This window comes from Streptomyces sp. NBC_01478 (assembly GCF_036227225.1).
GTDB lineage: Bacteria > Actinomycetota > Actinomycetes > Streptomycetales > Streptomycetaceae > Streptomyces.
This window is the reverse complement of record NZ_CP109444.1, coordinates 3,349,349-3,361,226: the sequence shown is the minus strand read 5'-3', so window position 1 is coordinate 3,361,226 and position 11,878 is coordinate 3,349,349. Positions and strand designations below refer to the sequence as shown.

General features: G+C 70.4%; 11 protein-coding genes. 6 read left to right on the top strand and 5 right to left on the bottom strand.

The features are described 5' to 3' along the window. Positions 1-11: 11 nt before the first annotated feature. The 5 genes from lspA (at position 12) to OG223_RS15150 (ending at position 4,594) form a co-directional block, all read left to right on the top strand. Positions 12-590 (top strand): signal peptidase II, encoded by a 579-nt coding sequence (gene lspA / locus OG223_RS15170; RefSeq protein WP_329247881.1) that lies wholly within the window; start codon positions 12-14, stop codon positions 588-590. Between the two features lie 74 nt (positions 591-664). Further along, a complete protein-coding gene (locus OG223_RS15165) occupies positions 665-1,609 on the top strand; it encodes an RluA family pseudouridine synthase (RefSeq protein WP_329247878.1) in 945 nt (314 codons plus the stop codon). Further along, complete coding sequence (locus OG223_RS15160; RefSeq protein ID WP_329247875.1) at positions 1,606-2,076, top strand: GNAT family N-acetyltransferase; 471 nt, start codon at positions 1,606-1,608, stop codon at positions 2,074-2,076. Before OG223_RS15165 ends, OG223_RS15160 begins: the two co-directional genes overlap by 4 nt. Positions 2,077-2,168: 92 nt before the next feature. Further along, positions 2,169-3,755 carry a Na+/H+ antiporter gene (locus tag OG223_RS15155; protein ID WP_329247872.1) on the top strand — a complete coding sequence of 529 codons (1,587 nt, stop codon included), beginning with the start codon at positions 2,169-2,171 and terminating at the stop codon, positions 3,753-3,755. 98 nt (positions 3,756-3,853) lie between these two features. Then, on the top strand, positions 3,854-4,594 hold the full coding sequence (locus tag OG223_RS15150) for an SDR family NAD(P)-dependent oxidoreductase (protein ID WP_329247870.1): 741 nt from the start codon (positions 3,854-3,856) through the stop codon (positions 4,592-4,594). A 754-nt stretch (positions 4,595-5,348) separates the two neighbouring features. On the opposite strand, the gene OG223_RS15145 is transcribed toward OG223_RS15150, so the two are convergent. Beyond that, entirely contained in the window at positions 5,349-6,455 is a 1,107-nt protein-coding gene (locus tag OG223_RS15145; RefSeq protein ID WP_329247867.1) for a mechanosensitive ion channel family protein, read from the bottom strand. 29 nt (positions 6,456-6,484) lie between these two features. Here OG223_RS15145 and OG223_RS15140 point away from each other — a divergent pair, with 29 nt between their 5' ends. Then, complete coding sequence (locus OG223_RS15140) at positions 6,485-7,054, top strand: dienelactone hydrolase family protein (protein ID WP_329247864.1); 570 nt, start codon at positions 6,485-6,487, stop codon at positions 7,052-7,054. Here the strand turns inward: OG223_RS15140 and OG223_RS15135 are convergent, their stop codons facing one another. The 4 genes from OG223_RS15135 to OG223_RS15120 form a co-directional block, all read right to left on the bottom strand. Further along, on the bottom strand, positions 7,055-8,716 hold the full coding sequence (locus OG223_RS15135; RefSeq protein ID WP_329247861.1) for an alkaline phosphatase D family protein: 1,662 nt from the start codon (positions 8,714-8,716) through the stop codon (positions 7,055-7,057). Between the two features lie 100 nt (positions 8,717-8,816). Continuing rightward, positions 8,817-9,629: a thioredoxin domain-containing protein gene (locus OG223_RS15130; RefSeq protein ID WP_329247858.1), complete on the bottom strand. Its 813-nt coding sequence runs from the start codon at positions 9,627-9,629 to the stop codon at positions 8,817-8,819. Between the two features lie 103 nt (positions 9,630-9,732). Next, positions 9,733-10,422 (bottom strand): hypothetical protein, encoded by a 690-nt coding sequence (locus tag OG223_RS15125; protein WP_329247856.1) that lies wholly within the window; start codon positions 10,420-10,422, stop codon positions 9,733-9,735. A gap of 68 nt (positions 10,423-10,490) precedes the next feature. Continuing rightward, positions 10,491-11,816, bottom strand: a complete 1,326-nt coding sequence (locus OG223_RS15120; protein WP_329247854.1) for a DUF2252 domain-containing protein — start codon at positions 11,814-11,816, stop codon at positions 10,491-10,493. Between the last annotated feature and the right edge of the window lie 62 nt (positions 11,817-11,878).

Sequence of the window (11,878 nt, the reverse complement as noted above, 5' to 3'; positions counted from 1 at the left end):
GAGGGACTCACGTGGCAGAGGCGGAGCGCATCATCGGTACGCCGGATACCCCAGAGGCGGCGGGGGCCGAGCCGGAGCAGGGCGACACCGCGTCCCCTCCCAGGGGCAGGCGGCGGATCGCCGTGCTGTTCGTGGTGGCCGCCTTCGCGTACACCCTCGACCTGGTCAGCAAGCTGCTCGTGGTGGACAAGCTGGAGCACCACGCGCCGATCGAGGTCTTCGGGGACTGGCTGGAGTTCCACGCGATCCGCAACCCCGGTGCGGCCTTCGGGTTCGGCGCGGCCTTCACGGTCATCTTCACGATGATCGCCGCCGCCGTGATCGTGGTGATCGCCCGGCTGGCCCGCAAGCTCCACAGCCTGCCGTGGGCGATCGCGCTCGGGCTCCTGCTCGGTGGCGCGCTCGGCAATCTCACCGACCGGATCTTCCGCTCGCCCGGCATCTTCCAGGGCGAGGTCGTCGACTTCATCGCGCCCAAGGGCTTCGCCGTCTTCAACCTCGCCGACTCGGCGATCGTGTGCGGCGGCATCCTGATCGTGCTGCTCTCCTTCCGCGGCCTCGACCCGGACGGCACGGTCCACAAGGACTGAGCGCACGGTCCATGAAGGCTGCGCGCACCGGCTCGCGTAAGGCGGTGTCGGACCCGTCCGGCATACTCGACCGAGTGAGCACAGTTCCCGAGATCCGAAACCTGCCCGTGCCCGACGGCCTGGAGGGCGAGCGTGTCGACGCCGCCATCTCCCGCATGTTCGGCTTCTCCCGTACGAAGGCCGCCGAGCTGGCCTCGGCGGGGAAGGTCACGGTCGACGGCTCGGTGGTCGGGAAGTCCGAGCGGGTGCACGGCGGGGCCTGGCTGGAGGTCGAGATGCCGCAGGCGCCCGCCCCCGTGCAGATCGTCGCCGAGCCGGTCGAGGGCATGGAGATCGTCTACGACGACGATGACGTGATCGTGATCGTGAAGCCGGTCGGCGTCGCCGCCCACCCCAGCCCCGGCTGGACCGGCACGACCGTGATCGGCGGCCTGGCCGCCGCCGGGTACCGCATCTCCACTTCCGGCGCCGCCGAGCGCCAGGGCATCGTGCACCGCCTCGACGTAGGCACCTCCGGCCTGATGGTGGTGGCGAAGTCGGAGCGGGCGTACACGTCGCTGAAGCGCCAGTTCAAGGAGCGCACGGTCGACAAGCGCTACCACACGCTGGTCCAGGGCCACCCCGACCCGACCAGCGGCACCATCGACGCGCCCATCGGCCGCCACCCGAACCACGACTACAAGTGGGCGGTCACCGCCGAGGGCAAGCCGTCGATCACGCACTACGACCTCATCGAGGCGTTCCGCGCGGCCTCCCTGCTCGACGTGAAGCTGGAGACCGGCCGCACCCACCAGATCCGCGTGCACATGGCCGCTCACCGGCACCCGTGCGTGGGCGACCTGACGTACGGCGCCGACCCGACGCTCGCCAAGCGGCTGCGCCTGACCCGCCAGTGGCTGCACGCCGTCCGGCTCGGCTTCGAGCACCCCGCCGACGGCCAGTGGGTCGAGTTCGAGAGCACGTACCCGGACGACCTCCAGCAGGCCCTGGACCTGGTGCGCGAGGAGACGTACGCGTGAGTCCGACGCCGTACGCGGTGCGCGTCGCCGAGGACCCGGCCGACCGTGAGGCCTGCTTCGCGGTGCGCAAGGAGGTCTTCGTCGTCGAGCAGGGTGTGCCCCAGGAGATCGAGTACGACGACTACGACGCCGTAGCGACGCATGTGCTCGCCGTGCGGGAGGACGGGACGGCGCTCGGTACCGGGCGGTTGTTGTACGGCGAGGCGGCCGCGGCGAAGACCGATGGTGATCCGACCGTGGGCTCCCTGGGGCGGCTGGCCGTCGCCAAGGAGGCGCGGGGGCTCGGGGTGGGGGTCGCGCTGGTGCGGGCCGTCGAGGACGCGGCACGCGCGCGTGGGCTGGCGGCGGTGGACCTGCACGCGCAGACGCACGCGCTGGGGTTCTATGAGCGGCTCGGCTACGAGGCGTACGGCCCGGAGTTCCCGGACGCCGGCATCCCGCACCGGGCGATGCGGCGCGCCCTGTGACGGAGGGGCGTCGAAAGAGCTGGTGAGCCGGGCGGCGTGGCAGGCTGGAGCGACCGCTGTGTGAACGTCGACATCCCGCCGGAGCCCTGACCGTGGATCAATTGGCCCTGCTGTTCGTCCTGTTGCTCGGGGCCGTGGTGAGTGTTCCGCTGGGGGACCGGCTCGGTCTGCCGTCGCCGGTGCTGATGACGCTCCTGGGGATGGCCCTCGCGGTCGCCGACTTCGTGCCGAACGTGAACGTACCGCCCGACCTGATCCTGCCGCTGCTGCTGCCACCGCTGCTGTACGCGGCCGTACGGCGCACCTCCTGGCGGCAGTTCACGGCCAACATCAGGCCCATCTTCCTGCTCGCCGTGGCGCTCGTCTTCGTCACCACCCTCGCGGTGGCCGCCGTCGCGAGCGCGATCGTGCCGGGGCTGCCGATCGCCGCCGCCGTGGCGCTCGGCGCGCTGGTGGCGCCGCCCGACCCGGTCGCCGCGACCGCCGTCGCGGGCCAACTCGGGCTGCCGCGGCGGCTGGTGTCGATCCTGGAGGGCGAGGGCCTCTTCAACGACGTGACGGCCATCGTGCTGTACCACGTGGCGATCGCCGCGGCCGTCAGCGGGAGCTTCAATCCTTGGCGTGCCGGGCTCGACTTCGTGCTGTCCGCCGTCGTCGCCGTAGCCGTGGGACTGGCCCTGGGGTGGGCCGCGAACAAGCTGATGTCGCTGCTCGACGACGCCACCCTGCAGATCGGGCTGACCCTCCTGGTGCCGTACGCCTCGTACGTCCTGGCCGACGAACTGCACGGCTCCGGGGTGCTCGCCGTGCTCACCACCGCGCTGTTCCTGTCCGAGTACGCCCTCGGCGCCGACGACGTGCTGACCCGGCTCGCCGGGGCGACGGTGTGGGACGTGGTGGACACCCTGGTCACCGGAGTGGCCTTCGGGCTCATCGGGCTCGAACTGCACAACGCGATCCGTACGGCGTCCGGGCGGTGGGGCGAGATGCTCGGCTGGGCCGCCGCGATCGTCGGCGTGGTGGTGGTCGTACGACTGGCTTGGCTGTTGCCCGCGACCTGGCTGACGAAACGGCTGCACGCCAAGCGGGACTACGACGAGGAGATCCCGACGTCCTGGCGGGAGACCGTGATCATGTGGTGGGCGGGGATGCGGGGGGTGGCGTCCGTCGCGTTGGCGCTGGCGATTCCGCTGACCATGGACGACGGGTCGGCGTTTCCCGACCGGGACGAGATCGTGTTCATCGCGTTCGGGGTGATCATGGCGACGCTGGTGATCCAGGGGCTCACGCTGCCGTGGCTGGTGAAGAAGCTCGGGGTGCGGGCCGACACCGACAGCGAGAAGGCGTTCGAGAAGGAGCTGGCGGTGCGGGCGGCGAAGGCCGCGAAGCGGAGGTTGCGGGAGATCGAGGATGTGGAGGAACTGCCGGAGGAGGTGTCCGAGCAGTTGTTGCGGCGGGCGTTCGACATCGGGGTGCGGATCTCTCCCGAGGTGGGGGACGGGGAGCGGCGGGAGGCGTACGAGAAGCGGGTGAAGCGGGTGAAGCGGATGCGGCGGATCCAGGGGGAGATGATGAGCGCGGCTCGGCATGAGGTGCTGGCGGCGCGGAGTGAGCCGGGTGCGGATCCGGAGATCGTGGACCGGGTGCTGCGTCATCTGGACGTCCGTAGCTTGAGGTGAGATCTCCCACCCGCGCACCGCCCGTTCACCGTTGGCCGAGATGTGGGCGTTTCCCGTGGGGGCCGGGCGCCGTCGGCGGCCGCGCGTACGCTCGTGTCATGGTTCGCAACGTCGTAATCAGCGGTGGTGGTACGGGAATTGGGCTCGCTACGGCGCACGCCTTCGCGGCCGACGGGGATCGGGTGCTGCTGCTCGGGCGGCGGCGTGAGGTGTTGGAGAAGGCCGGGGTGCCCGGCGCGCTCACGTACGCCGGGGATCTGAGTGAGCCCGAGGCGGTGCGCGGTGTCGCGCGGTTCGTCGCCGAGGAGTTCGGCACCGTGGATGTGCTGGTGCACAGTGCGGGCGGTACCGGGGCGTTGGAGCCGGAGAGCGTGAGCAGTGATCCGCTTGACCGCGTCGCGCACGACTGGACGGTCAACTTCCGCATCAACACCCTGAGCGCCGCGCTCCTCACCGAGGCCCTGAAGTCGCGGCTCGCGGAGCCGGGTGGGCGGGTGCTGTTCGTCAGTTCCATCGCCGCGTACCGGGGGTCGGGGAGCGGGGCGTACGGCGGGGCCAAGGCCGCGTTGCATCCGTACGCCCATGATCTGGCCCGGGATCTCGGGCCGCGCGGCATCACCGTGAACGTGGTCGCGCCCGGGTACATCGAGGACACCGAGTTCTTCGGTCCGCAGATCGCGGAAGCCAGGCGTGAACGGCTCATCAACGACACGTCGACCGGGCGGGCCGGTACCCCAGGGGATGTCGCCGCGACCCTGCACTGGCTCGCCTCCCCGGCCGCGGGGCATGTCACCTCGCAGGTGATTCAGGTCAACGGCGGGGCTGAGCGGGGGCGTTGAGGGGGGCGGGGGCTGCCGGAACGGGTTGGAGTCGGTGGCGACGCGGTGCGAGGCAGGGGGTGGCCGGGCAGGTGGTCGGTCGGTTGGGGCGTCGTCTTGGCTGGTAGTGCCCTGCGGCGGGGTTGTTGATGGATGCGGGCCTGTGTCCCTGAGAGGCGAGGGCGTCGCTGGCGGAGCCCCGTGTTGGGGGCGGGGCAGGTGACCGGTCGGATGCCGGGCCGTCTCGGCTGTTCGCGCTCTGCTGCGGGGCCGCTGGTGGATACGGCCTCGTGTCCCTGAAAGGGGAGAGCGTTGCCGGAGGAGTCCAGTGTTGGGGTTGCGGGGCTGATGGTCGGTCGGTTGCGGCGCGGTCTTGGTTGGTAGTGCTGTGCGGCGGGGCTGTTGATGGATGCGGGCTCGCGTCCCTGAAAGGCGAGGGCGTCGTCGGCGGAGCCCTGTGTTGGGGTTGCGGGGCAGGTGGTCGGTCGGCTGCCGTGCCGTCTCGGTTGGTCGTGCTGTGCGGCGGGGCTGTTGATGGATGCGGCCCCGCGCCCCCGAAAGGTGAGGGCGTCGTCGGCGGAGCCCCGTTGAGGTGTCGGGGTGCCTCCTCCGAGTCAACGCCGTTGCCAAGCGCGCCCGTTGAGGTTCCGCAGCCGTCAGCCGTCAGCCGTCAGCCGTCAGCCGTCAGCCGTCAGCCGTCAGCCGTCAGCCGTCAGCCGTCAGCCGTCAGCCGTCAGCCGTCAGCCGTCAGCCGTCAGCCGCCAGCCGCCCGTCGTCAGCCGCGATCCGCCCCCGGTGGCTCATGAGCCGTGCGGTTCGCGCTGCCGTTGGGTGATGTGTCCTCGCCCGGGATCGGGGCCGCGTCCGCCGTGTTGACGCGGGGGAGGGCGTACGGGTGCTCCACGTACAGCCAGCGGATCATCTGCTCGCGGACCGTGACCCGTACCGTCCAGATGTCGTCCGCGTCCTTCGCCGTGACCAGGGCCCGGACCTCCATGGTGTTGGGGGTGGTGTCGGTGACGACCAGGCCGTAGCTGCGGCCGTCCCAGGCGGGGCAGGCGCGGAGGATCTCGCGGAGGTGCTCGCGCATCGCGTCGACGGGGGCCGAGTGGTCGACCTGGAAGTAGACGATGCCGGTCATCTGCGGGGTGCCGCGCGACCAGTTCTCGAACGGCTTGGACGTGAAGTACGACACCGGCATGGTGATTCGGCGCTCGTCCCAGGTGCGTACCGTCAGGAAGGTCAGGGTGATCTCCTCGATGGTGCCCCACTCGCCGTCCACGACCACGGTGTCGCCGATGCGGACCATGTCGCCGAAGGCGATCTGCAGTCCCGCGAAGAGGTTGGCGAGTGTCGACTGGGCCGCGACACCGGCGACGATGCCCAGGACGCCCGCCGAGGCCAGCAGGGACGCGCCGGCCGCGCGCATCGCCGGGAACGTCAGCAGCATCGCCGCGACCGCCACCACGCCGACGATCGCCGCCACCACCCGCGTGATCAGCGTCACCTGGGTCCGGACCCGGCGGACCCGGGCCGCGTCGCGGGAGGCGCGGGCGTAGCGCGCGTAGGACGACTCCACGATCGCCGCGGCGACCCGGATCATCAGCCAGGCGGTCGCGCCGATCAGCACCAGCGTCAGGGTCTGGCCGATGCCGATCCGGTGTTCCTCAAGGAGTTGCGCCTGGTCGTAGGAGCCTCTGAGGAAGGCCGCGCAGAGCAGTAGTTGGTAGGGCACCCGGCCTCGGCGCAGCAGGCCCCACAGCGTGGTGTCGTCGTGCCGGGCGTCCGCCTTGCGCAGCAGCAGGTCGGTGACCCAGCCGATGAGCAGCGTGAGGACGACGGAGCCGCCGATGACGATCAGCGGGCGCAGTACGTTCTCCATGTGTCCGACCGTACTGGCACGATGGCTTCATGAACATCATGCTCTTCCACTCGACGTACGGACTCCGGCCGGCGGTCCGCGACGCCGCCGACCGGCTGCGCGCGGCGGGCCACGAGGTGTGGACGCCGGACCTCTTCGAGGGGCATACGTTCGAGACGGTCGAGGAGGGCATGGCCTTCAACGACGGGATCGGCAAGGACGAACTGCTCAAGCGGGCCGTGCTGGCCGCCGCCCCCTACTCCGAGCGCGGGCTCGTCTACGCCGGGTTCTCGCTCGGCGCCTCCGTCGCGCAGACCCTCGCCCTCGGCGACGAGAAGGCCCTCGGACTGCTCCTCCTGCACGGCACCTCGGACATCGCGGCCAACGCCTCCGTCGACGATCTGCCGGTGCAGTTGCATGTCGCCGAGCCGGACCAGTTCGAGACGGACGACTGGCTCAGCTCCTGGTACCTCCAGATGGGCAAGGCCGGCGCCGACGTCGAGATCTACCGGTACGCCGGAGCCGGTCACCTGTACACCGACTCCGGCCTCCCGGACTACGACGAGGAGGCTGCCGAGGCCACCTGGCGGGTGGCGCTCGGCTTCCTCGAAACGCTGTAACTACACCGGGTCGTACGTCCGCTCGACCTTCTGCGTGCCGCTGCGCGTGCGGTACGACCGCTCCCAGGACGAGGTCGCCGTGGCCGAGGTGCGGTCGGACAGGACGTAGTAGTCCATCTGCGCGCGGTCGGCCGTGATGTCCAGGACGCCGTAGCCGTGGCGGTCCGTGTCGACCCAGTGGACGTGCCGGTTGGCGAGCTGGATGAGCGGTGCGGCCAGCGCGGAGACCGTGCCCTCGGGCACCTTGACTATGTCGTCGAGGTTGTCGGAGGTCACCGAGGTGATCACGAACTCCGTTGCCGCGGAGGGCGAGAGCGGGTACGTGCCGGCGTCCACCGGCACGTCGTTGGCCCAGGACATGTGGATGTCGCCGGTGAGGAAGACCGTGTTGCCGATCGCGTTGGTGCGGAGATGGGCGAGGAGTTCACGGCGGTCGTCGGTGTAGCCGTCCCACTGGTCGGTGTTGACGCCGATGCCGTCCTGCGGCAGGTCCAGCAGCTTCGCGAGCGGTTTGAGCAGGTCGGCGGTGAGCGAGCCGACGACGAACGGCGCGATCATCACCGAGTTGCCGACCAGCCGCCACTTGGTGTCCGACGCCTTCAACCCGGCCTTCAGCCAGTCGAGTTGGGCGCGGCCCGTGATCGTACGGTCCGGGTCGTCGACCGCACCGCTGCCCGAACTCGCCTGCTGCGAACGGAAGGAGCGCAGGTCGAGGAGGGAGAGATCCGCCAGCTTGCCGAAGCGCAGGCGGCGGTAGGTGGTGCCCTCGATCGCCGGGCGCACCGGCATCCACTCGAAGTACGCCTGTTTCGCGGCGGCTTGACGGGCCGTCCAGGTCCCCTCGGCGCCCTCGGTGTGGTTCACGGCGCCGCCCGACCAGGCGTTGTCCGCGAACTCGTGGTCGTCCCAGATCGCGATGACCGGCGCCTTGAGGTGCAGGGCCTGGAGGTCGGGGTCGGTCTTGTACTTGCCGTGCCGGGTGCGGTAGTCGGCGAGCGTGATGATCTCGTTCAGGGGCGCGTGCGGCCGTACGACCGTGCCGCGCGTCCCGTACTCGCCGGACTTGTACTCGTAGATGTAGTCCCCGAGATGCAGCCACGCGTCCAGGTCACCGCGCGCCGCGAGGTGACGGTACGAAGAGAAGTAGCCCGCCTCCCAGTTGGCGCAGGTGACGACGCCGAAGCGCAGGCCGGAGACGTTGGCGTCCGCCGCCGGCGCGGTGCGGGTGCGCGCCGCCGGGGAGTCGGTGCCGCCGGCCGAGAAGCGGAAGAAGTAGTCGGTGGCCGGGGCCAGGCCGCGGATGTCGGCCTTGACGGTGTGGTCGGAGGCGGCGGTCGCGGTGAGGGAGCCCCTGGAGACGATGTTCGTGAACGCCTTGTCGGTGGCGACGGTCCAGCTCACCTCGGTGTCCGGGCCGAGCCCCGAGCCCGGGACCGCCTCGGCGATGGGTGTCACCCGGGTCCACAGCAGGACGCCGTCCGGGAGCGGGTCCCCGGAGGCGACGCCGTGCAGGAAGGCGGGGGTCTCGGTCGCGGCCCCGGCGGGCAGCGCGGCGATCAGCGGGCCGGCCAGGACCGCGGTGGCGGCCGCAGCCTTGACGACCGTACGGCGGCGCGGGGAGGGCGAGTTGACGCTCTCGGTTGCTCTGTATCGACTGGTCACGAGCGAACAGGTTACTGACCAGTATTAACGACAGCGGGCGAACTCGTAAAAGTTCGCCCGCTGTTGTACTGCGTGTCTCGTAAAGAGGTCGCCGGACGGCTCAGGCCTTGAGGGCCGCCGTGATCGCCGTGGTGAAATCGGCCACCGTCATCGGCGCGTTCGTGCCGTCGGAGCCGGTCAGCGTCTTGCCGTCCATCTTCAGGGTCGGGGTGCCGGTCACGCCGCTCTTGTCGAACGTGGCGGACATGTCCAGCGCCCACTTGTCGTAGGTGCCGTTCTTCACGGCGGTCTGGAACTTCGTGTTGCCCTTCAGGGCGGGGACCGTGTCGGCGACCTTGATGAGGTAGCTGTCGTCCTTGAACTTGTCGGTCGTCTCGTCCGGGTGGTACTTCGTCGAGTAGAGCGCGGTCTTGTACTCCAGGAACGCCTCGGGGCTGACGTTCAGCGCGGCACCCATGGCGCTCAGCGCGTTCTTGGAGCCCTCGCCGTTGTCCTTGTTGTCGATGAACGTGGCACCGACGTACTGGATCTTGAACTTGCCGGCGTCCCAGTCGCTCTTCACGGTCGAGCCGACGGTCTGCTCGAACTGGGCGCAGATCGGGCAGCGCGGGTCCTCGTACATCACGAGGGTCTTCTTGGCGGTGCTCTTGCCGAGGACGACCGTCGTGCCGTTGGTGCCGGTGGTGTTGGCCGGCTTGACGAGCTTGTCGTCCTTCGCCGACTCCCAGTAGCCGGGCTTGTTGCCCTGCACGACCGCGTAGCCGATGCCGCCGGCTATCGCGAGGACGCCGACGACCGAACCGGCGACTATGAGTTGCCGCTTGACCTTGGCGCGCTTGGCCTGGCGCTCGCGCTCGGCGCGCAGCCGCTCACGGGCCTGCGTCTTGGCCGCCGCGCTGTTCCGCTTGCTCATGGTGGTGATCTCCATCAGGGACGCGCACAGGGTGTGCGCGGAAAACGTATGGGGGACTGCTCGGGACTACTGGAGGTGCTCGGGTGCCGGTGCGCGGACGTGTTCAGGCCGCGAGGAGGACCGAGCACGGCGGTCCACGCCGTCCCAGGGAGTGCACCAGCAGCCGCTCACGGGCGGTGGCCGTGCGGTGCGAGGTGCGCGGCAGCCGGCGGACCGGCGAGGTGCGCCGGCCGGTCACGGCGGCGACGGCCAGGAGCAGCGGGCGGAAGCCGACCGCCGTCGCCGCGCGCAGCAGTTCGGACAGCGCGCGCTCGCCGCGGCGCAGATAGGCGGCGGCCAGCAGCCCGACGCCGATGTGCGCGCCGAGCAGCAGCCAGGCGGCGGTGGCGTCGGTGTGCGTGAGCAGCGCCGCCGCCTGATGGGGATCGTCGGTCATCCGGGCCAGCGAGGTGCCGACGCTGCCGCCGCTGCACAGCACGTCCAGGCCGACCGAGCGCAGCGGTCCGGCGACCGGGCCGCCCGCCCTGCCGTAGCAGGCGTGCTGGCCGGTGGTGAACACCGTGTCGGCGGCCAGCTCCAGCGGGATCAGCAGCGCGGCGATCTTCCCGAAGCCGCGCTCGCGGCCCGCCAGCGCGTAGGCGAGCACGAACACGGTGGCGGCGATCGCCGCCACCGTGCCGAGCGGAAGCGGGGTCCGGGACAGCAGTACGTGCGACGCGGTGCTGAGCGTCACGACCAGTGCCGTGAACAGCGCCGCGCGTACGGCCCTGAGCTGGATCCCGGATATGTCCATAGCGGAGGTGAGTCTGTCATGTGCTCCGGTAAGGCACCGCTAAAGGGTTCCTGTGAGCGTACGGATGGTTACAGACCCGGAATCCGGCCGTTGCGGAACAGGTCGACGAAGGTCTGGTGGTCGGCACGCGCGCGTGCGCCGTAGCTGTGCGCGAAGTCGACGAGCACGCCCGCGAAGCCGTCCTCGTCGGCCGCGATCGCCGCGTCGATGGCCCGCTCGGTGGAGAACGGCACCAGGGACTCGCCGGACTGGTCGTCGGCCGCCGCGTGCATCGTGGCCGTGGCCCGCCCGAGGTCGGCGACGACGGCGGCGATCTCCTCCGGGTCGTCGATGTCGCTCCAGTCCAGGTCCACCGCGTACGGCGACACCTCGGCGACGAGCTGACCCGTGCCGCCCAGCTCGGTCCAGCCCAGCCACGGGTCGGCGTGCGCCTGGAGGGCGCGCTGGGAGATCACCGTGCGGTGGCCCTCGTGCTGGAAGTAGTCCCGGATCGCCGGGTCCGTGATGTGCCGGGAGACGGCCGGCGTCTGGGCCTGCTTGATGTAGATCACCACATCGTTCTCCAGGGCGTCGCTGTTGCCCTCCAGAAGGATGTTGTACGACGGCAGCCCGGCCGAGCCGATGCCGATGCCGCGGCGGCCGACGACGTCCTTCACCCGGTACGAGTCCGGGCGGTCCAGGGAGGACTCGGGGAGCGTCTCCAGGTAGCCGTCGAAGGCCGCGAGGACCTTGTAGCGGGTGGCCGCGTCCAGCTCGATGGAGCCGCCGCCCGACGCGAAGCGGCGCTCGAAGTCACGGATCTCCGTCATCGAGTCCAGCAGCTCGAAGCGGGTCAGCGAGCGGGCGGTGCGCAGCGCGCCCAGCAGCGGGCCGTCGGCCGTGTCCAGCGTGAACGGCGGCACCTCGTCGCTCTTCGCGCCGGTCGCCAGCGCGTGCACCCGCTCGCGGTACGCGCCCGCGTACACCTGCACCAGCTCGGTGATCTGCTCGTCACTGAGCGCCTTCGCGTACCCGATCAGCGCGACGGAGGCGGCGAAGCGCTTGAGGTCCCAGGTGAACGGGCCGACGTAGGCCTCGTCGAAGTCGTTGACGTTGAAGACCAGCCGGCCGTTCGAGTCCATGTACGTGCCGAAGTTCTCGGCGTGCAGGTCGCCGTGGATCCACACGCGCGAGGTGCGGTCGTCCAGGTACGGGCCGCCCCGCTTCTCGGCGTCTAGGTCGTGGTAGAACAGCGCCGCCGTGCCCCGGTAGAAGGCGAAGGCGGAGGCCGCCATCTTCCGGAACTTCACACGGAACGCGGCCGGGTCGGCGGCCAGGAGCTCGCCGAAGGCGGTGTCGAAGACGGCAAGGATCTCCTCGCCGCGGTGCTCGTCGTTGAGCTGCGGAACCGACATCGCTCTGTGCCTCCTGGTACGGGTGGTACGTGACATGTGACGGGTCTGTCGTCACTTTCCAA

Bases quoted from the DNA above. Each gene is read 5' to 3' on its own strand.
- OG223_RS15145 (WP_329247867.1), bottom strand. From the start codon at position 6,455: ATGGAGAACGTACTGCGCCCGCTGATCGTCATCGGCGGCTCCGTCGTC.
- OG223_RS15120 (WP_329247854.1), bottom strand. From the start codon at position 11,816: ATGTCGGTTCCGCAGCTCAACGACGAGCACCGCGGCGAGGAGATCCTT.
- OG223_RS15140 (WP_329247864.1), top strand. From the start codon at position 6,485: ATGAACATCATGCTCTTCCACTCGACGTACGGACTCCGGCCGGCGGTC.
- OG223_RS15125 (WP_329247856.1), bottom strand. From the start codon at position 10,422: ATGGACATATCCGGGATCCAGCTCAGGGCCGTACGCGCGGCGCTGTTC.
- OG223_RS15130 (WP_329247858.1), bottom strand. From the start codon at position 9,629: ATGAGCAAGCGGAACAGCGCGGCGGCCAAGACGCAGGCCCGTGAGCGG.
- OG223_RS15150 (WP_329247870.1), top strand. From the start codon at position 3,854: ATGGTTCGCAACGTCGTAATCAGCGGTGGTGGTACGGGAATTGGGCTC.